Genomic DNA, 22,752 nt, shown 5'->3' on the forward strand with positions numbered 1-22,752 from the left:
ATCTGATCACCAAACGTCATGAATGTTCCTATCTTTTTTATCTTATTGATATCGCAATATTATTTGTGGGGATACCTCAGACTCTGACCCCATTATTTTTATGCAGAGTTGTTGTTTGGTACTTATACTGAGTTATTAGTCATTTAATAATACTTAGAAACCCTAATGCCAAAGCAGTACTCTACAAAGCCTGAATCATTTGGCGAAGTTACATCGGCCTTGCAAAAAGCTGGCTTCAAAATTCTGCTGGTTTTTTCTTTACTCATCTTAGCGGTAATCGTCATAGCACAACCCCAAAATGTGTATGTGGCAGTATTTTTCGGCCTGTCTTGGTGTGCAATTTCGATAGCGGGAATTATCTTTTCTAACTACAAAGAACCTTTGGCGAAATTGTGGGCAATACTCACCATTCCCGTCGCGCCTTACCTTGTAATAAGCAATGGGCTCATGCCCGCAACCTTAGTTCCAATTGCTACTATTTTTCCCATTTTACTGCTTTCTAATGGTTGGCGAATAAGTGCAATGGTAGTACTCGCATGCTGTACTTTTCTTGTGCCGCTTTACGAAGGGGATTATGACAAGGGCCTTTGGCTAAGGCTTTGTGTGACCAACCTTGTTGTGTCCCTTCTTATCTATGCTCTAGCGAGCCAATTAGAGAAAGCCCTTGTTGAGAGTAAAAACAAAACTCTTGAGCTAAACAGGGCGCTTGCGAGCGAAAAGCAAGCGTCGGCTGCACAATCACGATTCCTCGCCACTATGTCACACGAGATTCGCACGCCATTAAACGGTATTTTGGGACTGACCGATGTAGTGCTTTCTCATGATATTTCGGAAAGTGCACGGCCTAACCTCGAGAAGATTCAGCGTTCAGGACTCTCGCTAAACCGTATTTTGAACGACATATTAGATCTCTCCAAACTAAATGCGGGAAAACTTGCGCTGGAGATCATTCCCTTTGACCTAAAAAGTACTGCCAAAGATTGCGTGGCGTTTTATGCACAATTGGCGCAGAACAAAGGTATCTCACTGAGAATAGAAGTAGATAAAACACTAAATACTTGTGTTGTAGGGGACGCAACGCGCCTTTCTCAAGTGTTAAACAACCTAGTGAGCAACGCGATAAAGTTTACGCATCAGGGCAGTGTCACTTTAGGGCTATCGAAAGGTGAAGCGTCAAAGACCCATCAATTTGTCAGATTTTCAGTTAAGGATACGGGGGACGGGATTGATGCTTCTGAACAAGAGCGCGTATTCGATGCATTTACACAAGCCAACAGCAGCATTAATCGAATGCACGGGGGAACGGGACTTGGTTTACAGATAGTAAAAAGCTTGGTTGAAGCTATGGGCGGCACGGTTTATCTAAAAAGCGCGGTAGGTCAGGGGAGTGAATTTTATTTCGAGCTACCGTTTGAAATTGCAGATAGTGTAATTGGCGCTAAAGAACAGGAAAGCACACCGTCGTTCCCAAACCTTACTGTTTTGGTTGCAGAAGATAACGACATTAACCAGGTCGTAGCAAAATCATTGTTAGAAGACACAGGATTGAGAGTTGCGCTTGCTAATAACGGTAACGAAGCAGTAGAGATTGCACTAAAGCAGCATTTCGACCTTATATTGATGGACTTACACATGCCTGAAATGAACGGCTCTGAAGCCGCTTTAGCGTTGCGAAAAGCTAACATCACTATTCCTATTATCGCGTTCACTGCTGCGGTGGTTGCCGAAGAAATAGATAAAGCGTTAGCATCCGGGATGAATGGATATCTCACAAAACCAGTCAATAAAACGGAACTACACGCTGTGCTAACTAAATACTTGGGCGGAGAAATGTCTACAGAAAGTTCCTGTATTGCTAAAGGGGAATATACAGAGTAATGTGGCTATGAAATTGTCATTAATCCGAATAAACCCCTGTTATACAATAGATAATAATAAAAGTTCGCTTGGCCCAATCAAGTAAATAGTATTACTGCGAAAAGCAAAGCGTCTTATAAAAGGATTTAAGTTTGAAGTCACAAATACATATTATAATTGCCCTGCTATTTCTTGCTTTCACGAGCCTTCCGGCTAACAGCGAAACAGGCAGCGACAGCCAGCGATACGAATTGAAAGTAGAGAAACTCCAGTCTAAAGTGCTAAACGAGCAACGAGAAGTGGTTGTTCAGCTTCCAAAAGGCTACGCCGAAAACCCCGACAAGAAATACCCCGTTATTTATCGTCTAGATGGTGCGGGAAATCTTACTATGATGAATGCAGTGCTAGAATCGCTGCAATCTCAGAATGCTGCTCCGGAAGTCATCATAGTCGCCATTGAAAATACCGACCGACTTCGCGATTTATATCCCACGGCAAATGAAGATCCAAACGGGCCTGTAGGCTATGGCGGTGGCGGTGCAAACTTTCTTTCCTTTATAACCACTGAGCTTATGCCGATGGTAGAGAAGAAATATCGCGTGCATGACTTTCGAGTGATAGAGGGTGCATCAGCCGGAGGCGTATTCGCGTTGTACGCACTTACCCAGAAGCCTGAGCTTTTTAACGCCGCGCTGACTTACAGTGCTGCGGTGTGGTGGAACTATGGCGCATCTGCAAAAAGTACGGTTGCATTCTTAAAATCTGCCAATCAATTAGACCACTTCATTTACACGTCTATCGGCAATGAAGGCGCGCCCATGCGCCCGTATTATAACGATATGATTTCTGGAATGCGGGCAAATCAACCTGCCGGATTAAGATGGGAGAACGAAGCCTACGAGGGAGTTACCCACAATTTGGTCTCAGCTGCGTCAACTTTCAGCGCTTACCATCATTTGTTCTTATCAGCTTATTTAAGGCCACAGCAGTTCAGTGGAGATATTAAAAGTATTAAAGACTATTACGCCCGTGTTTCAAAGCAGCGAGGCGAGAAGCTCGACGCGCCGGAATGGGTTATTCGCGAGTTAGGTTATCACTATGTGGGTGAACAAAACTACGACAAAGCCATCGCCTTGTTTAAATACGATATTGCTGAGTATCCTCAAACGCCTGACGCATATAATGGCTTAGCTTATGGTTATGAGCAGATGGGCGAGTACAAAAAAGCGCTGGAAAGCGTGAACCAAGCTTTAGCACTTTCCACGTCTGAGCACGATGGCCATCAGGTTTATGTTAATAGACAAAAACGCTTGCAGTCTTTATTGAAGGATTAAGTTATCTTGAACCATAAAAGCACAGTTAAACACGTAAACTGGATCGCCACTGCGGTTTGTATGGTCGGAATCACCTTGGGAACGAGCGGGTGCAGTACCGTCACGACGGGACAAACCGATCGCTGTATTGAGCAAGCTAATAACGCAGGTGTTCATGGGGTTTACACCGCCGACGAGCAGCTAAATGCTTGCTTGGAAACTTACAAACTGCGACGTGATAAAGAAAGAACGGCAGGTGAAGCGTTTGCTGAAGACGTGCTGATCTCAGTAATTGATATTATTACCGACTAGATCAGCTTCGATTAAGCGAAAAAACCTTCCTACGTACAGTTATAAAAGCAAAGAAGGCAGAGTAATTTACTCTGCCTTCTTTGTTTTTGCTTCTTTATTAAAAGCATAAAAGCAAGCAAAGGTTAACACGTTATAGGAAGAGCCGATGCGAAATTTTTTGACTGCTGTATATGTACTTTCAATCACCGCCATAGCTAACGTTAATGCTAATCACATGCTCGATACTGTCGAAGGGCTGCAGCTTGCTAAGCAATACGATCAAAGTCGCACTGATATCAACGTAGCTGACTATTGGGTTAGTGAGAAGCTAGACGGTATTCGCGCAAGATGGAACGGTACTGAATTACTTACCCGCAATGGGAACAAGATATTCGCGCCAACATGGTTCACCGCTAACTGGCCAGAAACCACTATTGACGGCGAACTTTGGATAGGAAGAGGGGAGTTTGAACGTACAGCTTCTATTGTGCTTTCAACGCTGACAAACATCGAGCTGCATTCTGTCGCTAACGCTTCATCTAGCACAGTGTCTTCAGCAGACACTATAGCCGCAGCAAATTCTCTATCTGCAAAACGCTGGGCTAAAGTTAGATTTATGGCCTTTGACATACCTATGATGGGTGAGCCCTTTGGTCGGCGACTCAACAGGCTTAACAGACTAAGTAAATCTACACCTAATCCAACGTTTGCAGTTATTCCTCAATTTAAGCTTACGTCTATTGCTTCACTTGATGAAAAGCTGGAGCAAGTAACCCAGGAAGGCGGAGAAGGGTTAATGCTTCATCATGAACAAGCGCTGTACACATCCGGGCGAAGTGACAAGTTACTCAAAGTAAAACGCTTTGAAGATGCAGAAGGGAAAGTACTGGCATTGCTTCCGGGAAAAGGACGATTTAAGGGAATGATGGGCTCGCTTCTTGTAGAAACGCGAGAAGGCATTCAATTTAAATTAGGAACGGGCTTTTCAGAAAATGAGCGCCAATCTCCGCCCGCTATCGGCAGCTGGGTAACCTTTAAGTACTACGGTTTAACGAAAAATGGAAAGCCAAAGTTTGCAAGCTTTCTTCGCACCAGACCTCAGACAGACTTGCCCAATTAACAATTATTTACTGCCAGTATAGTCACAATGAACTGCCTCTCACTTACTGTTGTTAATCGTTTACGGTTTGCTTCAATTGAGGAAGCATTGTGTACAGCTAACACCTTGTCTTTAAGTCATAAAGCCCTATAACTTTACTGCATGTTAATTGCTAAAATGACTTTGCTTATTTCTTTTTAATCGCTTTTGTCGTTTAAAAGTAATGGTATGAATAGCGATTATAAGTGAATTAAAAGGGCGCTAAATTTAAAAAATGAGCCCGTGAAGTTATACTGTTGATGATTTATTAAACACACCTTGCGTCAAGTGCGTACAAGACCGTTTACTCCCATTGCGCAAGCTAACTTAGAGGAAGAGACTGTGTTACAAGACTATCGCAATCACGTTGAAGAACGTGCCGCTCAAAATATTCCACCTAAACCGCTTAACGCTGAACAGGTAGCTGGCCTGGTTGATTTATTAAAGAACCCGCCAGCAGGCGAAGGGGAGTTTCTTTTAGAACTGCTGTCAGAACGTGTACCGCCTGGGGTTGATGAGGCAGCTTACGTTAAAGCTGGGTTTTTAAGTGCAATCGCAAAAGGTGAAGACAGTTGTGAGCTTATCTCTAAAGAGAAAGCCGTTGAACTGCTAGGAAATATGCACGGTGGCTACAACATTGCCACTTTAGTGGAGCTACTTGATGATAAAGCGCTTGCGCCGTTGGCAGCGAAAGAGCTGAAACATACTCTTTTAATGTTTGACGCTTATCACGATGTGGAAGAAAAGCACAAAGCGGGTAACGAGCATGCCACTGACATCATTAAATCTTGGGCGGAAGGTGAATGGTTCACGTCGCGTAAGTTAATGGACGATAAAATCACTTATACCGTATTTAAGGTGACCGGTGAAACCAATACTGATGATTTGTCGCCAGCCCCTGACGCATGGTCTCGCCCAGATATTCCTCTGCACGCCCTGGCAGCTTACAAAATGCCCCGCGAAGGTTTAGAGCCAGAAGAACCTGGTGTTAAAGGCCCAATGGCGCAAATAGAAGAAGTCAAAAGTAAGGGGTATCCCGTAGCGTTTGTCGGTGATGTAGTTGGAACCGGCTCGTCACGCAAGTCGGCAACTAACTCTGTATTGTGGTTCTTTGGTGAAGACTTACCGGGTGTGCCTAATAAGCGTGGCGGCGGTGTGTGCATTGGTTCAAAAGTTGCTCCTATCTTCTTTAACACCATGGAAGACGCCGGTGCGTTGGTGTTTGAAGCCGATGTGGAAAAAATGAACATGGGTGATGTTATAGACATCTATCCATTTGAAGGCAAAATCACCAACCATGAAACCGGTGAACTTCTTGCAGAATACAGCTATAAGTCGAAGGTGATTCTGGATGAAGTGCGTGCAGGTGGACGTATCAACCTGATTATTGGTCGTGGCCTTACCGAGAAAGCGCGTGAGACACTAGGTTTAGGCCCAACGGATTTATTCCGTACGCCTGAACAGCCAAAAGACACTGGAGCGGGTTTCTCGCTAGCGCAAAAAATGGTGGGTAAAGCGTGCGGTGTTGACGGTATTCGCCCAGGCACCTACTGCGAACCTAAAATGACAACTGTAGGCTCGCAAGATACCACTGGCCCCATGACTCGCGATGAGCTTAAAGACCTAGCCTGTCTTGGCTTTACTGCCGATTTGACCATGCAGTCATTCTGTCACACCGCCGCTTATCCAAAGCCGGTGGATATAGAAACACAGCACACGCTACCAGATTTTATAATGAACCGCGGTGGTGTATCGCTTCGTCCGGGTGACGGCATTATTCACAGCTGGTTAAACCGCATGCTGCTGCCTGACACAGTAGGCACGGGTGGTGACTCGCATACTCGTTTCCCATTGGGTATTTCATTCCCTGCGGGTTCTGGCCTGGTCGCGTTCGCTGCGGCTACTGGCGTTATGCCGCTAGATATGCCCGAGTCTGTACTGGTGCGATTTAAGGGTGAAATGCAGCCGGGCATTACACTACGCGACCTAGTACACGCCATTCCGCTGTACGCCATCAAACAAGGCCTATTAACGGTCGAGAAAAAAGGTAAGATCAACGCCTTCTCAGGCCGTATTTTAGAAATCGAAGGGCTAGAGAACTTAACCGTAGAACAGGCGTTCGAGCTTTCTGACGCGTCGGCGGAGCGTTCAGCAGCCGGTTGTACTATCAATCTATCTGAAGCGTCGATTGCTGAATACCTGCGTTCAAACATTACCATGCTACGCTGGATGATTAACGAAGGTTATGGCGACCCTCGTACGCTAGAGCGTCGCGCGCAGAAAATGGAAGAATGGTTAGCTAACCCAGAGTTGATGCGCGCCGATGCAGATGCTGAGTACGCTGAGGTAATCGAAATTGACCTTAACGATATTAAAGAGCCAATTGTGTGCTGCCCTAATGATCCTGACGATGCGAAAACCTTATCTGACGTTGCAGGCGATAAGGTAGACGAGGTCTTCATTGGTTCATGTATGACAAACATTGGTCACTTCCGTGCAGCCGGTAAGCTACTTGAGCAGTACAACAAAACACTGCCAACCCGTTTATGGATGTCACCACCGACTAAGATGGACAAAGCCCAATTAATGGAAGAGGGCTATTACAACATTTATGGTCGCGTAGGCGTACGTACAGAAATGCCCGGTTGCTCACTATGTATGGGTAACCAAGCACGGGTGGATGCGGGAGCAACCGTACTTTCAACGTCTACTCGTAACTTCCCTAACCGCCTGGGCGATGGGGCGAATGTATATTTGACCTCAGCAGAGCTTGCTGCAGTGGGGGCCATTGTTGGGCGCATTCCAACTGCTGTAGAGTACATGGAATACGCTAGCAAAATTAACGCAATGTCGGGTGAAGTATTCCGCTACTTAAACTTCGACAAAATGCCTAGCTTTAAAAAGGCTGAGGAAGAAGCAAAAGCGCGCATTATTCCAACATTGAATGTTGCTTAAAATAGTGTATAAACTACAAAGCCGGTGACCGTTAAGGTGACCGGCTTTTTTTATGGCGAAAAGGAATGTCTAATGGGAAAATCTTTCTTTATTGTTGCTGCACTTGTATTAACCTTAGGGTGTGCAAAAGCGCAGGTTGACCCTGTATCGTCGCTGAATTCAGTGGACTTTGAATCCATTACACTTGAGATTGGCGGCAAGCACTATGAAGTTGAGTATGCCAAAACCTTTGAACAACGCGCACAGGGCCTTATGTTTCGCAAAGCCTTGTGCGAAGACTGCGGTATGTTTTTTAAGTTTTCTAGCCCAAAGTTTGCGGGCATGTGGATGAAAAATACCTTTGTTCCTCTAGACGTAGCATTTATCGACAGAAAAGGCGTAATAACGGATATAAAACCTCTCACTCCACATAGTTTGGAGTCGGTCGGATCATCGAAAGAGGTACTTTACGCGTTGGAAATGAACCAAGGGTGGTTTGCCGAGAATAATATAAAAGTAGGCGACCAAATAACGATTGATTAACCGCGCAAAAGGCGCGGTTGCTGCTAGCGAAATGCTAGTTTTATTCTGGAGTTAAATATAGTGACAAATGCCTTATCGATAGCTAAGTTCGGTGGAACTAGCGTTGCGAATTACGAAGTAATGCAAAACTGCGCCCGAATTGTTGCCGGTAATGACAAAACGCGCATTGTGGTAGTGAGCGCTGCGGCAGGTGTAACCAATCACCTGGTAAGCTTAGCGCACACACCTATGACGCAACAGCAAATTGAAGAGACCTGTCAGGCCATTATTAATATTGAGCTTGCCATTCTTAACAAGTTGAAAGATAAAGACGCGGTTGAGCCAAAACTCAACGACTTGTTAGATGAAATGCGAAGCTTAGCGTTTCATGAAGAAATCCTTCACCGTGATGATTTAAAAGATCAGCTGCTTTCAATGGGTGAGCGGATGTCATCGCTGATGTTCTCTTCAGTGCTTGCAGAGCAGGGCGTAAAAACCATGAACTTTGACGTACGTAAGGTGTTACGTACGGACAGTGAGTTTGGAGAAGGTGCGCCACAAATCGAAGAAATCGAAAAGCTGTCTAAACAATTGCTGGCACCTGAAATTAAAGACGCGATAGTGGTTACTCAAGGCTTTGTTGGTGCTGACGAGGAAGGCCGTACTACAACGCTAGGTCGTGGTGGTTCAGATTTTACGGCGGCGCTACTTGCTGAAGCGCTTGATGCCGAATCGTGTGAGATTTGGACTGATGTAACAGGGGTGTACACAACTGACCCGCGCATCACGCCAGCTGCTCATCCGTTACCTGAGCTCAGCTTTGAAGAAGCGGCGGAAATGGCCACTTTTGGTGCCAAGGTACTACATCCTGCCACTATGGAGCCTGCGCTTCGCAAGGACATAAAGGTGTTTGTAGGCTCTAGTAAGGAACCAGAAAAGGGCGGTACTTGGATTGTGCGTGATTGTGAGCACGAACCACCGTATCGCGCTATTACTCGCCGTAAAGAGCAGGTAATGGTGACAGTGAAAACACCGAAGATGATGTATGCGCAAGGCTTCCTACAGCAGGTATTTGCCATCATCGCTAAGCACAAGCTAAGTGTTGATTTGGTTACCACGTCAGAAATCTCGGTATCTTTTACCCTTGATAACCCTGCAAACTCTGTGGCTCAGCGACTAAACAAAGAAACCATTGCCGAACTTGAAACTATCTGTGATGTGAAAGTAGAAAAAGGTTACGACCTTGTCACGGTTGTAGGTAACAACATGCAAACCGCTGTTGGTGTTTCTAGCAAGATTTTAGCTGCGGTTTCAGATTTCAACCTGCGTATGATTTGCTTTGGCGCCAACCCGCACAACCTATCGTTCTTGGTTAACGAGACCGACAGTGACGACGTGGTTCGCAAGCTTCACACGGCGTTATTTGAATAAGCACCTACTGTGCTGAATGACCCCAAAAAACGGTCGCCTTAAAGGCGGCCGTTTTTATTTCACATCAGTTTGTAGATGATTTCAAGATGTCGACCGGTACAATGATTTCGTGACGTTTATTCCACGGTAGGGTGAAAGGCGAGTCGTAGCCCATATAGCTAGGTTCACCATCAAGCTCAATATTATTATCCCTAAGGGCTTTAAGCAGTTTATTCGTATACTGCTTCTTATCGCTGTCCTTGTTGAAACCTGAATAACGAATAGCGGCTACCGTTCTTGCTGGTACAGTAACCAGCGATACATCTTTGTGCGTAGGCACAGGAGCGCTTTTAATGTCATATTTGCTGGGCAAGAAAAACATCATTGTTTCTGAAGATGAGACTTCGACAGGAGAGGTCATTGCAATTTCTTGAGAGCGCTTTCCAACTTCTACGGGGGACGTCATTGACACATTGCTACTGGATGTATTCTCACCAGAGATATAATTAAAGAGTAGCTGAAATGCTCCGTTATCTTCATTCCCACTAGACATTACGCCTAACGCTTCATTGTAATGCCTCACTTCAATATCTTCATCAAGGGTCTCGATAATGGAATAGGGAAGGGTTTCTGTATCTTTGTAATATGATGGCTCAGCCTGGATCATTGTTGACACCAATAAAGTAGTAATGAAAAGAGGCAAGCGAAAACGGGAAAATATCATTCTTTTTTAGTGGTTTGTTACGAATAGTCCTTATACGAATTAAAGCCGATTAATGCTCAGTTAAACTGTTCTAAAGTAACTATCTATGCATTCCTAAAGTGTGCCAGATTAATTGTTAGACACAAAAAAGGGGCTAAAAGCCCCTTCTTAAAACAGGTTTGTAAAAAGCGTTACACTTTAAACTGTCTGATAGACTGTTGTAACTCTTCAGCAAGTCGAGCCACTTCATGGCTAGACTCAGACGTTTGCTGTGCTCCAGCTGTCGTCTCTTCAGCGATACCCACAATAGTTTCAAGCTTTTCGCTGATCTCTTGTGATACCGTATTCTGTTCACGGGCAGACTGCTCAATTTGAGAGCTCACGTCATGGGCTTTGTGAACGGCGTCTGAGATGATATCCAACGCCTGTGTAGCCTTTTCAGTTTGTGCCACACACGCCGCAGTTTGCTCTTTACCTTGATTCATCACCGATACCGCTTTTTCAGCACCCGCTTGAAGCACTTCAATCATAGCGTTGATTTCTTGTGTCGATTCTTGAGTTCGGCTGGCAAGGGTTCTCACTTCATCAGCAACAACCGCAAAGCCTCGACCTTGTTCACCGGCACGCGCTGCCTCAATAGCAGCATTCAAGGCGAGCAGGTTGGTTTGATCTGCAACACCACGGATAACGTCTAAGATGCCACCAATGCTTGCGCTGTCTTGATGAAGCTTATTGATAACGTCTGCCGCTTCTTGAACGTCACGAGATAAGATCTCAATGGTGTTCTTATTCTCTAGTGAGATTTGGCGCACGTTCTCAGCCTCAGCATCCGCATGGCGAATTTGACTTAGTGTATCTTCAGCGTTTTGCACAACCAGCTGCGACGTAGAGTGCATTTCTGTGGTTGCTGTTGCTACTTGGCCAATTTGTGATTTCTGATCCTGAATTGAATGCGTCGTTTGCGCCGTCACTGCAGACGTTTGTTCTGAGGCGGCTGCCAGCTGTTCAGCACGAACGTTAATGGCTGTAATGAGCTCCTTCAGGTTTCCAATTAGCGTATTGCAGTTTCGGGCTAAAAGACCAAATTCGTCTTGCGCTGAATCGTCTAGACGGTGAGTAAGGTCACCCGATGAAGCCACCGTCAGAAGTTCATTTACACGATAAAGCGGACGTGTGATTGCGCGAACGGTCACGTAGCCAATAAATGCTGCTACTGCAATCGAGATAATAACAACCACAATAACGAACGTGTTGCCCGTCGCAATGGCGCCGTTAACCTGACTTTCTACATGTGACGCTTTCTTGTCTGCAAGATTGAGCAGGTTCTCTAGAGCGACAACCGCTTGCGCGATATTTGAGTCTGAAGCGTTAAGCGCTTTTTCAGCATCATTTCTGCGCTCTAGACGATCAACATGAAGCTGAACCACGCCATCGTTAGCTTTAATCGCATTGATTGCGTTGTTAACCAAGTCGTTAATATCATCAAGAGTACCAGAATCATCGCGGCCGCCCGCAGTTTGCATCATGTCGCTTAATTGCGTGACCACTTTCTCGACAACCAAATCAACTTCGTTGCCTAGCGTCTGTGAACGAACCAGTGTCTCTGTTTTAATGTACTCGTATGAAACCGTTAGCAAAGAAAGCAGCGACGTCTCAAGTTGACTGCCGATTTCTGCCGCACGTCGTAGGTTAGGGTCGCGCTGAACAGCATCTAAGTCTGAGAAGTCTAGAAGGTAGGTAGATGCATCGTCTGCGTTGTCTTCAGCGTCACCCAGTCTGTCTTGAATTGTGTTGCGTATATCAAGATACATTTGGTGATTTTTGTACATCGCTTCAACATTGGTGATATATGCTTCATATGACTCACGTACAGTATTCAGCGTGCTCTTTAGTTCAGGCTCGTTATTAACGGCCTGCGCCAGTTTCTTATATTCACTCTCAAAGGTGTCTTTGGCAGAGTTAAAAGACGCTCGTTTGTCTTTTAAGCCATTTAGATCTTCTTCGATGTAGCTCTCGAAGGTAAGTCGGCCCATATTGAGAAAGCTGGCTTTAAGTGCATTGCTGCCTGCTACCGTGGGTAATGCAACGTCATTTACTTCTTCCGTTGCTGAGCCTATTGAGTTGAGGTTATAAAGTGAAACAACACTAATGACGATCAGAAGTGCGCTAATCGCTACAAATCCCCCGATTACGCGTGTGGCTACCGTTATTTTCATCGGAACTCCTGGATGAGTGTTTTTTATTTTTATCCCTAACGATATTACCCGTCTCAGCAAACAAAATATAGCGATTAAAGAAGCTAGTTTGTTCAATTACTGAGTAGATAATGAGACATTATCGTTACTATCGTAAGTAAGTGTATCGGCTACAATAACTTAATGTTTATTTTATTTAGCACTTACGTGTAGAAAGTTTAACTGGTAATACCAGTTGGTGCGTCAAATTATACACGTAAACAGGTGCGAATTGGATAATTGCGGAGCCAGTAAACTCTGGTTTTAGGCAGAAACACTCACAAGCGAAGCGGAGTTCAGGTTTAGCAAAGTCATGCTTTGCCCCCAAACATAGCCTGTATCTAAGCCGATAAATTGATGACTGTTTGTTTGGCCCGACAGAGCTGCCCAATGCCCAAATACCACTCGTTGATCGTCACCTAGCTTTTTATTCTCTACTTCAAACCATGGTTTTAACGTGCTACTAGTGCTGTGGGATACTGCGCTGGGATGAGATTTGTTATCAAAATCGAGTGTGCCATCTGTATGAACAAAACGCATGCGCGTACACGCATTCACAATAAAACGCAGTCGCTCATCACCCTTAAGTTTATCTGACCAGTTGTTGGGTTTATTACCATACATTTCTGAAAGAAAAGCGGCGTAATTGTCGGATTTTAGGATGTTGCTAACTTCGTCACTAAGTGAAACGCACTCATCGATAGACCATTTAGGATAGAGTCCAGCATGCACCATTACTGATTGCTCATCTAACTTCATTGCCAACGGGAACTGACGTAACCAGTCAATAAGTTCGGCCAAGTCTGAAGCATTAAGTAGAGGCTCTAATTTGTCGGATTTTTTTGCTTTGCGGATGCCGTTTACAACGGCAAGTAAGTGAAGGTCGTGGTTTCCTAAAACACTGCTAAACTGGCTGCCGAGAGACTTTAAAAAGCGCAATGTGCTCAAAGAATCTTCTCCTCGAGCAACTAAATCACCTACTGCGAGTAGCGTATCATTTTCTTCGTCGAATTTTACTTTATCTAACGCGCGACGAAGACCATCGTAACAGCCTTGTATATCACCAATGACGTACGTGTTACCTTGCGACATAGAAACCTTAATGAAGAATACTTGGAATGGCTAATCGGAAAACGTCGATAGGAACGCGAAAACGCTCGCCGCTCTCTAATTCCATTACATAGTAGCCTTCCATATTCCCAACCGGTGTGTCAATGACAGCGCCACTGGTATAGTCAAAATGCTCGCCCGCTTTCATGATAGGTTGCTTGCCTACAACCCCATCACCTTCAACTTCTGATGTCTTGCCATTTGCATCGGTAATTTTCCAGTAGCGACTGAGTAATTGCACCGTATGGTCGCTATTGTTCTCAATCGTAATGTGGTACGCGAAGGCAAATTGCTTTGAATCTGACGGAAGGTGGTCGGGAAGGTGACGGGTTTTCACCCGCACCTTAATATCAAGTACATCCATAGAGAACTTACTGCTCTTGTTGGTGCTCTTTTGCCGACACAGCGTTTGCTATTGTGGCAAAATCGTTAAGTGATAATACTTCTGCGCGAGAGGTAGGATCGATACCTAGCTCACGGATCTCCTCTTCACTTAAACTGTCTTTCAGCGAGTTGCGAATGGTTTTTCGGCGCTGGTTGAACGCTTGCGCACAAACGCGCTCAAGCGTATTTACAGACTCAACGTCTACTGGCGGAGCCTGATGCGGCACTAGCTTCACTACTGCAGAATCAACCTTCGGGGGTGGCTTAAAGGCACCCGGCGGAACATTGAGTACCGGAATGACGTGGCAGTAATACTGCGCCATAACGGAAAGCCTGCCGTAATTCTTAGAACCTGGTCCTGCTGCCAAGCGGTTTACCACTTCTTTTTGAAGCATAAAATGCATATCTTCTATGCAGTGAGCATGATCAAAAAGATGAAACATAAGTGGTGTCGAAATGTTGTAGGGCAAGTTACCAAATACGCGAAGCTTTTTGTCTTTGACTGGCATTTCTTTAGAAAGGGCGCCAAAGTCCATGGTCATTGCATCTTGTTCAATAACCGTAAGCTTATTGCCGTTAAATGGATGGTGTCTCAATCGCTTAGCAAGATCTCTGTCTAGCTCAATGACTGTGAGTGCATCTACTTCTTCACAAACAGGATCTGTTAATGCGCCTAAACCGGGTCCAATTTCTACCAGGTTTTGTTCATTTTTTGGCGCGATGGCCGCAACAATCTTGCCTATCACGTAATCATCGTGAAGGAAGTTTTGTCCGAATCGCTTTCTGGCCGTATGGCCTAAGTGTGTTTTACTCATTGTTGATGATGTGCAAGCTCGATGGCTTTTTCCAATGCTTTTCTGAAACTACCGGCGTCGGCTTCACCTGTTCCTGCTAAGTCTAATGCAGTACCGTGATCTACCGATGTACGAACGAAAGGTAACCCTAGCGTGATATTCACTGAAGCCCCAAAACCCTTATATTTTAGCACGGGTAAGCCTTGGTCGTGATACATAGCCAGCACTACGTCAGCATTTTCCAGATATTTGGGTTGAAATATGGTGTCTGCAGGTAGAGGGCCTGTGATCTTTAAGCCTTCTTCTCTTAGTTCGTTAAGCGCCGGAATGATGGTATGAATTTCTTCAGTGCCAATGTGACCATCTTCACCCGCGTGAGGGTTCAAGCCACACACATAAATGTGAGGTTCTTTAACGCCAAACTTCAATTTAAGGTCGGTGTTGATGATATGAATGACCTTATGAAGACGCTCTCGGGTGATAGCTTTCGCTACATACTCAAGGGGAATATGCGTGGTGGCAAGCGCTACATTAAGACCTTCAGTTGCCAGAAGCATAACCACATCAATGGTATTGGACTGATACGCAAAAAACTCAGTATGACCGCTGAATGATACCCCTGCTTTGTTGATAATGCCTTTGTGTACGGGGCCGGTAACGACGGCGTCGAAGTCGCCATCCATATTTGCCTGACACGCCTGGCGCAGAGTTTCTACTACGTATAACCCGTTTTCGCTATCAAGCTCGCCTGGCATAACGTCAACGGATTTATCTATTTGCTTTATAAACAACGAACCCGCATCTTGAATTTGCGGGTTAGTGGCATCGTAATCGATTAGCGTTAATGGCAGCCCCAAGGCGCTTGCTCGTGCTTTGAGCATTTCGCCATCGGCAAACACGACAAGCTGCGCTTGCCATGTTTCTTGGGCCAGTTTTATGATCAAATCTGGCCCGATACCTGCCGGTTCTCCCGGCGTTATTGCTATTTTAATTGGTGTACTCATGAATAACTTATTGTTACGAGTCGACAACTTCTACGTAAGCAGCATCACGCATCTCACGTAACCAGTTCTCGGTTTCCTCTGAAAATTTACGGTTGAAGATAAGCTGGTAAGCTTTATCTTCTTTGCGCTTATCGGTAGCGTCATCAATACGACGTTCAATAAGCTGAATTAAATGCCAGCCGTGCACGGTACGAACAGGTTCACTAAATTCTCCAGGCTCAAGCTGTGCAAGTGCGTCTTTAAACTCAGGCACGTAATTATTTGGATCCGACCAGCCAAGCTCGCCACCGCGAAGGGCTGAACCAGGATCTTCTGAATGCTCTTTAGCTAGCTCTGCAAAATCAGCTTCACCATTTTTCACCTCTTCCTTGAAGCGGTTTAGCATGGCTTTAGCTTTGTCTTCGCTAAGAATGATTGACGGCTTAACAAGAATGTGGCGAGAGTTTACTTCTTCCACCGTGACTTTCTCAATACCGCGCGTATCTAATACTTTTAGGATATGAAAGCCTGCACCGCTTCGAATAGGTCCAACAAGAGCATCTTTGTCTTTGTTTTGAATAGCTTCAGCAAAAAGCGTCGGCATGGCGTTAATGTTAAGCCAGCCCATGTCACCGCCTTCGAGCGCTTCGTTACCTGATGATGACGCAATGGCGATTTTAGCAAAATCAGAGCCTGACTCTAATAGTGAAATGACTTTGTCTGCACGCTCACGTGCCGATTGAATATCTTCATCTGTAGGCTCTGGCGGGAAACCAATAAGAATGTGACCTAAGCGATATTCAGCTTGAGTAGCGCCTTGCTGTTCCATCAGGTCAATCAAGGTTTCAATTTCTTGAGGTGTAATATAAACACGGCGACGTACGTTAGCACGGCGAACTTCACCCATGATAACTTCTTCGCGAATGTCTTCGCGGTAATCATCGTATGCAATACCTTCTGCCGCTAATTGGGCACGAAGTTCTTCAATCGTTGCATTTTGATTCGCTGCAATGTTGCTAATGGTTTGCTCTAACTGTGGATCGCTAATGCGAATACCCATACGCTCTGCCATTTGAAGCTGAAGGCTCTTAGTGATTAAACGCTCAATGGCCTGTGTACGAAGCGCACGATCTGACGGTAGCTGTTGATTATTAGCTTCTGCGTTGCGTTTAACGTCTTGTACAAGGGCATCAATTTCGCTTTCAAGCACAACACCTTGGTCAACAATTACGGCCACGCGGTCAAGCATGACCTCTTGCGCAACACTGTTAAACGAGAGTAGGGCACCTAACATCAATGCACGGATAATGAACTTCATACACACTCTTTTATTATTGGTTGATTGCATTTAAGCGCTGTAAGCGCTCAACTGCGGGTTAATTTAAACTATAAGGCTGACGATAGCCAAACATACCGTCTTGAAGCATGCTTCTTTGGGTACCAGATGACCCGATGCCTTTGAAAATAAATTGTAGCGATATTCCAGAATCAAAATCGTCTGTTGTCTGTTCGCCGCTAGCATTGTAACGGTTGTTCAGACTGCGCTGCGCAACTAATCGCACCGCCCAACAGCATGATTCATACTGGATACCTGCATAGGTTTCTACACTTCTATTGCGTTCAAGATCTCGGTAAGTACGGCCAACCCACTGCCAATTTTCAGAAATAGGCCAGCTTGCCGAAATACCAATTTGATCTATGGTTTCACCACTGAGATCGCGAACATAGCGATGACTTAATTGAATAAAGCGCGAATCATCTTTGCGGTATTCAATACCCACGCTGCTTAAGTCAACTTTGTCTGTGTCAGTGGTCACTTGCACATCAGAATGGAAGAACCAGTTTTTATTAAAGCGCCAATCCACTTCAGCGGCGAGCGCTGAACGATCTTGATTCTTGGTTGCCGCAATGACTTTGTTATCTTCAAGGTAGAATATCTGACCCACACTAAGAACAAATTGTTCCCGATTGTTTTTATCCAACATGCGTGTGGTCGCGCCAAGGGTGATTTGGTTGTTATCGCTTATTCTATCAAGGCCAGTAAATTCCTGACCTCTAAACAATCCTTCAACGTCGGTTAACAGCGGCGTTGAGTCATAGAATCCAATCGCAGTTTGGTCTTCATACGATGTATAAAGATATTGAATCTTTGGCTCTAAAGTCATCGACATATCGTCGCTGAACCACGATTTATCCCTTTCAAAATATAACGCGCCATAAAGGCGAGCTTGTCCTAATGTGCGTTCAACATCTTCTTTTAAGTCAGTTCCTTCAACATTGTCTTGTTGATAAACCGTTTGAAAAAGCGTGGTTTCTGCGACAAGTTCACCCCATGCTGCGCGGAGCGGCACCGCTAAAGTAGGTGCAACGTGAAAACGAGTAGCCGTTGGAGCGGTATCGAGAGTATTGTCAAAGTGTGCGACTTCTGAGTCTAGGTTGAACTCTAGATATTCACCTAACGCTTTGTTGTAGTTGATTTTGATCTCAGGTACGGCGCGATAGCTATCTGCAGTATTACCCAGTACTTCAAAATCTTTTATCTGCATATTTACGGATAGATTTTGCGAGTAGTAACTTAATCCAACGCTACGATATAGGTGGGTGTCAGCGCGACTATAATAATCTGAACCAAGGTCAACTAAATAGTTGTCGTCACTTAATCCGTTGAAATCAACGTTTAGTAACCAGTTGTCAGCTATAAGCCCTTGATGCTCCAAGCGATAAAAATATCGGTCAGGGTTCCCACTAATATCTGAGTCGCTCGGCAAGTACTCCACGTACGCTTTGCCTTGGCTACGCTCCGTTAGATAACGGAACTCAGTATTCAGCTGAAGACCGCGAAGGGTCATCAATCGCGGTGAGATGGTCATGTCATAGTTGGGGGCAATATTCCAGTAAAAAGGCTGCGTATAGTCGACGCCCGTTCTGCTTGAACTAGTTAACTCTGGAAACAATAAGCCCGTTTGGCGCTCGTTGCTAACAGGGAACGCAAAATACGGTAAATAAAACACTGGAACATCGGCAATGTAGAAGCGTGTGTGTTTGGCTTGGCCCCATACGGTCCCTTTTTCCAAACTAATTTCACTGGCGCGTATTAGCCAGTCTTCATCGCCTTCAGGACACGTAGTGAAGCTAACTTCTTTGAGCACAATTCCCGTGTCTGTATCTAATACAATATCTTTTGCGGCTCCTTGACCCACAAAACCCGTCAGCTGATAGCGGGTATTTTGCATTTCTAAGCGCTCTTCTTCAGAGCGAAGGGTCACAGCATCACTTTCTACTTTTAACTGCGAGTCTTGATACGTTACGTCGCCTTTCGCAATAAGGTCTCTGCCACTTCCGTTAATTTGTGCTTGAGATGCACTAATTACCGCAGTATCTGACGTGATATCAACATTACCAGAAAACAGCGCTACGGTATCTTGGATAATTTCAGTACGGTTAGCTTCAACTTTAACGTGGCCTTTGGGCATTAATGCCTGGCTACTGAAAGTAACAGGTTCGACTGAGCAGAATGCAAGAGGGGCTGCATCTGACGTTGGTTTAGAATTTGAAGCTGTCGTTTCCTGTGCAAACGCGACTGTAGGCAAAAGAGTCGCGGAAACAAGCATGGCGCAGGTGTTTTTCATGCGTTAATGGGCGGCCTGTTTTGTTGTATGTTGCTTTTAAACCCAAGTAAGACGACGTCCGTCTCGGTTAGTTCGACATAACGTTTAAAAAAACAGTGATAATGCACATTACTTCTTGGCAAAGAGTTAATGTAGCTTTCACTCGCTATTACTATTCATATAAGCGCTCAATTCTAAGCACTTCTGTCGTAATTACCAACCATTCAGACAAAAAAATGCACTTTTATATGCACAACACATCAAAGACGGAGGCAATTAGTGGCAGTAAGCTTGATTTCAAGCTGCACAAGCCCTAGTTAATTAACTTATGTATTTGATATGATGATTGGTATAACGCGCTCTGCACGGCGTGATTTCACTACAGTAACATCAACTTTCTAAACAGTGCACCAACGGAGTATGACGCGATGTCAATTTGGGGAAAAATCCTCGGCGCCTTGTTCGGCTTTATGTTTCTTAAAATACCTGGGGCGATCTTAGGGCTATTAGTCGGGCACTTTTTTGATAAAGCCTATCGCCAAGACTTCAATCAGCTAGGTGGCTTTGGGCGCTTTTTTACCGATCAGGACAATCTGAAGCAGCAAGCTATTTTCTTTCATAGTTTGTTTAGTGCGTTAGGCCATCTTGCTAAGTCTGACGGCAAAGTAACAGACAGAGAAATTCAAATCGCCACAGCATTAATGGACGAGATGCGTTTAACTGGGGATGCCCGTCGTGAAGCTCAGGATGCATTTAGAGAAGGCAAAGCGCGAGACTTTCCTTTAGTCGATACGTTGAAAGGTTTTTACGACGCCAGCCACGGTAGACGGGATATTCTTCAAGTATTCTTAGAGATTCTTATTCAAGCCGCTTTCGCCGACGGTCAGCTTTCACAGGAAGAATACAACGTACTTGAAAAAGTAGCGAAGCCACTAGGCTTTAGGCGTCGTGATTTAGATTATCTAATTTCAATGTATGAAGCTGAAATACGCTTTAGGCAGCGGTCTAACTCTGGCTCAGGACAACGCACTCATTCAGGTCAACGTCAGCACAGCCAATCAGCCTATTCAGAACAGCAAAGTTTAGATGATGCCTATCACATATTAGGTGTGGCGGCATCCGACGATGAAAAGACAATAAAGCGTGCCTACAGGAAGCGCATGTCTGAGCATCACCCCGATAAGCTGGTGTCTAAAGGGCTACCTGAACAGGCAATGGAAATTGCGAAAAAGAAAGCGCAAGATATTCAATCAGCCTACGAGCTGATTAAGCAAAAGCGTGGCTTTTAGATGGCAAAAACTCAACGTGAGTTAACTTATGTGCCGGCAGCGAGTCAGGCGCATATCGATGGTTTTGTCGAGATGCTTTGGCTTGAGAAAGGACTGTCCGAACATACTCAGCAGAGCTATCGCACCGACCTTACTAAGCTTGCTATCTTCAGCAACAATCAAGGCGTAAAAGATATCGCTGTGCTGACCACTGAGCAGCTTCAGGATTATTTAGCCTATCGTCATGACAAGGGGCTGTCCACACGCAGCACCCAACGTGCGCTTAGCGCTATCCGGGCGTTTTTCGTATTCCTAATTAGTAAGCAGGTTCGTGTTGATAGCCCAGTTTCCGCGCTGTCTAATCCGAAAACACCCAAAGCTTTGCCTTCTTCACTCAGTGAGCAACAAGTTGAAGATTTGCTAAATGCCCCCCTTACCGACGACCCTATTGAATGTCGGGACAAGAGCATGCTTGAAGTGCTTTACGCTACCGGCCTTCGTGTAAGTGAGCTTATTGGGTTAACAATGGATCAAATAAGCCTTCAGCAAGGCGTAGTTAGGGTTGTGGGTAAAGGGAATAAAGAGCGCTTAGTGCCCCTTGGTGAAGATGCAATAGAATGGCTGCTGACCTATATTAAAACAGCCAGACCGATACTCGCCAGTAAAGCTTCTGATGTGGTATTTCTAAGCAAGCGTGGACAGAAAATGACGCGCCAAACATTTTGGCATCGCATTAAATACTATGCGGTGAAAGCGGGAATTGAGCAGCACCTTTCTCCCCACACATTGCGCCATGCCTTTGCGACACACCTTTTGAATCACGGTGCTGATTTGCGTGTTGTACAAATGCTGTTGGGGCACAGCGATTTGTCAACGACTCAAATATACACCCATGTAGCAACAGAGCGACTTCAAACTTTAATCCACAGTCATCACCCACGTGGCTAAATATTCAAATAAAGAATGCTATAAATTGGGGGCTGTATACGACGAGGATCAGTGACGACGTATATAAAATAAAAAGGTCTATGGTAGGATACGAGCCATGCAAAACGTTTAGAACATACATTTTCCGTTAGTGCTGTAACGCGAGTGAGTTTAAATGTTGACGTTAAATGTACTGAGGTTAAAAGAAAATTAGCGTTTAACGTGCAATTTTTTGCTAAGTTTTACGGTCTGAACGTTATGAATGTAAAAATTTTTAGCAATTGCTTTAAATGGAAAGATACCGATTCAAGCAGTTGCATGTTAAGCCAGTAAGTACAAGCGAACTTAAATGGCAAAATGGAGAGTATTTAGTGAAAGCAGTAAAGAAAGTATTGTTAGCCAGTGTAGTTGCGGCGGGATCATTACTGGGTCTTAGCGCGCAGGCAGCTGACGAAGCCGCTATCCGCAACAAGTTATCGTCAATGTTAGGGTTGGATGTAGAAACCATTGCCGACTCTCCAGTATCTGGCTTGGTCCAAGTATCAACAAACCGCGGTTTATTTTACGTAAGTGAAAACGGGCAGTATCTGCTTCAGGCTCGTGTTTTTAACATTGATGAAGAGATGCGTAACGAAACAGAGCTGGCACTTTCTGGGCTGCGCAAAGAAGGCGTAAAAGAGATGGAATCATCGTCTATTACGTTTAAGGCCAAAAACGAAAAGCATGAAATAAGCGTATTTACTGATATTACGTGTGGTTACTGCCGTAAATTTCACAACGAGATTGATGAACTCAACGATGCGGGCATCACCGTACACTACCTTGCGTTTCCACGTTCTGGGTTAAACAGTGAAAACTACAACGATATGGTGTCGGTGTGGTGTGCGAAAGACCCGCAAAAAGCGTTAACTAAAGCTAAAGCGGGTAACGACGTAGCTAGCGCAAGCTGTAAAAATAAAGTGGCAGAGCAGTACATGTTAGGTCAAAAATTAGGCGTGAATGGCACGCCAAATATCGTACTGCCAGACGGTTCATTGATTCCTGGTTATCAGCCAGCTGCGTTGCTTGCTAAAGCATTGGAGGAAGCTGAATAGCGATTCAGTCCTTAACCTTAAATATGATAAAAACGCACGCTTTGTGCGTTTTTTTGTTTTCTGCGGTATTATTCGTCCTCATATTTTCTAGCGTTTTTTCGTACAGTTTTGCTTTGCAGCTCACACGGGCGTTTACTTGGAATCTGCACTAATTATCAAGTGTCCCGACTCCAGTCTTTTTA

Annotated in this window: 18 protein-coding genes; 10 read left to right on the plus strand and 8 right to left on the minus strand. The window is 44.9% G+C overall.

Translation table 11 applies throughout. The features are described 5' to 3' along the window. Positions 1–165: 165 nt before the first annotated feature. The 7 genes from MHN09_RS08080 (at position 166) to lysC (ending at position 9,486) form a co-directional block, all read left to right on the plus strand. Positions 166–1,878, plus strand: a complete 1,713-nt coding sequence (locus tag MHN09_RS08080) for an ATP-binding protein (RefSeq protein WP_239240112.1) — start codon at positions 166–168, stop codon at positions 1,876–1,878. Positions 1,879–2,009: 131 nt separating this feature from the next. After that, positions 2,010–3,191: an alpha/beta hydrolase-fold protein gene (locus tag MHN09_RS08085; protein WP_061094229.1), complete on the plus strand. Its 1,182-nt coding sequence runs from the start codon at positions 2,010–2,012 to the stop codon at positions 3,189–3,191. A gap of 6 nt (positions 3,192–3,197) precedes the next feature. Beyond that, positions 3,198–3,482, plus strand: a complete 285-nt coding sequence (locus tag MHN09_RS08090; RefSeq protein ID WP_061094230.1) for a hypothetical protein — start codon at positions 3,198–3,200, stop codon at positions 3,480–3,482. 145 nt (positions 3,483–3,627) lie between these two features. Further along, positions 3,628–4,581 (plus strand): DNA ligase, encoded by a 954-nt coding sequence (locus MHN09_RS08095; RefSeq protein ID WP_061094231.1) that lies wholly within the window; start codon positions 3,628–3,630, stop codon positions 4,579–4,581. A gap of 360 nt (positions 4,582–4,941) precedes the next feature. Further along, positions 4,942–7,554, plus strand: a complete 2,613-nt coding sequence (gene acnB / locus MHN09_RS08100; protein ID WP_168462886.1) for a bifunctional aconitate hydratase 2/2-methylisocitrate dehydratase — start codon at positions 4,942–4,944, stop codon at positions 7,552–7,554. A gap of 72 nt (positions 7,555–7,626) precedes the next feature. Beyond that, positions 7,627–8,076: a DUF192 domain-containing protein gene (locus MHN09_RS08105; RefSeq protein WP_014948302.1), complete on the plus strand. Its 450-nt coding sequence runs from the start codon at positions 7,627–7,629 to the stop codon at positions 8,074–8,076. Positions 8,077–8,136: 60 nt separating this feature from the next. Then, entirely contained in the window at positions 8,137–9,486 is a 1,350-nt protein-coding gene (gene lysC / locus MHN09_RS08110) for a lysine-sensitive aspartokinase 3 (RefSeq protein ID WP_014948303.1), read from the plus strand. A gap of 64 nt (positions 9,487–9,550) precedes the next feature. On the opposite strand, the gene MHN09_RS08115 is transcribed toward lysC, so the two are convergent. From MHN09_RS08115 to lptD, 8 genes are all read right to left on the minus strand, one after another. Further along, complete coding sequence (locus tag MHN09_RS08115; RefSeq protein ID WP_014975692.1) at positions 9,551–10,132, minus strand: heme-binding protein; 582 nt, start codon at positions 10,130–10,132, stop codon at positions 9,551–9,553. Between the two features lie 227 nt (positions 10,133–10,359). After that, on the minus strand, positions 10,360–12,384 hold the full coding sequence (locus MHN09_RS08120) for a methyl-accepting chemotaxis protein (protein WP_014948305.1): 2,025 nt from the start codon (positions 12,382–12,384) through the stop codon (positions 10,360–10,362). A 282-nt stretch (positions 12,385–12,666) separates the two neighbouring features. Then, positions 12,667–13,494: a symmetrical bis(5'-nucleosyl)-tetraphosphatase gene (locus MHN09_RS08125; protein ID WP_156085947.1), complete on the minus strand. Its 828-nt coding sequence runs from the start codon at positions 13,492–13,494 to the stop codon at positions 12,667–12,669. A 7-nt stretch (positions 13,495–13,501) separates the two neighbouring features. Beyond that, the gene (gene apaG, locus MHN09_RS08130; protein WP_014948307.1) at positions 13,502–13,876 is read right to left on the minus strand and encodes a Co2+/Mg2+ efflux protein ApaG; all 375 of its coding nucleotides are present in this window, start codon (positions 13,874–13,876) and stop codon (positions 13,502–13,504) included. A 7-nt stretch (positions 13,877–13,883) separates the two neighbouring features. Continuing rightward, positions 13,884–14,711 (minus strand): 16S rRNA (adenine(1518)-N(6)/adenine(1519)-N(6))-dimethyltransferase RsmA, encoded by an 828-nt coding sequence (gene rsmA, locus MHN09_RS08135; RefSeq protein WP_014948308.1) that lies wholly within the window; start codon positions 14,709–14,711, stop codon positions 13,884–13,886. After that, positions 14,708–15,694, minus strand: a complete 987-nt coding sequence (gene pdxA / locus MHN09_RS08140) for a 4-hydroxythreonine-4-phosphate dehydrogenase PdxA (RefSeq protein WP_239218734.1) — start codon at positions 15,692–15,694, stop codon at positions 14,708–14,710. Before pdxA ends, rsmA begins: the two co-directional genes overlap by 4 nt. 13 nt (positions 15,695–15,707) lie before the next feature. Continuing rightward, a complete protein-coding gene (gene surA / locus MHN09_RS08145; RefSeq protein WP_258312597.1) occupies positions 15,708–17,021 on the minus strand; it encodes a peptidylprolyl isomerase SurA in 1,314 nt (437 codons plus the stop codon). A 28-nt stretch (positions 17,022–17,049) separates the two neighbouring features. Next, positions 17,050–19,302 (minus strand): LPS assembly protein LptD, encoded by a 2,253-nt coding sequence (gene lptD / locus MHN09_RS08150; RefSeq protein WP_014975696.1) that lies wholly within the window; start codon positions 19,300–19,302, stop codon positions 17,050–17,052. A gap of 407 nt (positions 19,303–19,709) precedes the next feature. On the opposite strand from lptD, the gene djlA reads away from it, so the two are divergent. The 3 genes from djlA to dsbC all read left to right on the plus strand — a co-directional run bounded on the left by djlA (position 19,710) and on the right by dsbC (position 22,570). Next, positions 19,710–20,570 (plus strand): co-chaperone DjlA, encoded by an 861-nt coding sequence (djlA, locus tag MHN09_RS08155; protein WP_014948312.1) that lies wholly within the window; start codon positions 19,710–19,712, stop codon positions 20,568–20,570. After that, positions 20,571–21,497, plus strand: a complete 927-nt coding sequence (gene xerD, locus MHN09_RS08160; protein WP_239240115.1) for a site-specific tyrosine recombinase XerD — start codon at positions 20,571–20,573, stop codon at positions 21,495–21,497. Positions 21,498–21,847: 350 nt separating this feature from the next. Next, positions 21,848–22,570: a bifunctional protein-disulfide isomerase/oxidoreductase DsbC gene (dsbC, locus tag MHN09_RS08165; RefSeq protein WP_196494333.1), complete on the plus strand. Its 723-nt coding sequence runs from the start codon at positions 21,848–21,850 to the stop codon at positions 22,568–22,570. Positions 22,571–22,752: the final 182 nt, after the last annotated feature.

The organism is Alteromonas sp. MmMcT2-5, assembly GCF_022348315.1.
Classification (GTDB): domain Bacteria; phylum Pseudomonadota; class Gammaproteobacteria; order Enterobacterales; family Alteromonadaceae; genus Alteromonas; species Alteromonas macleodii.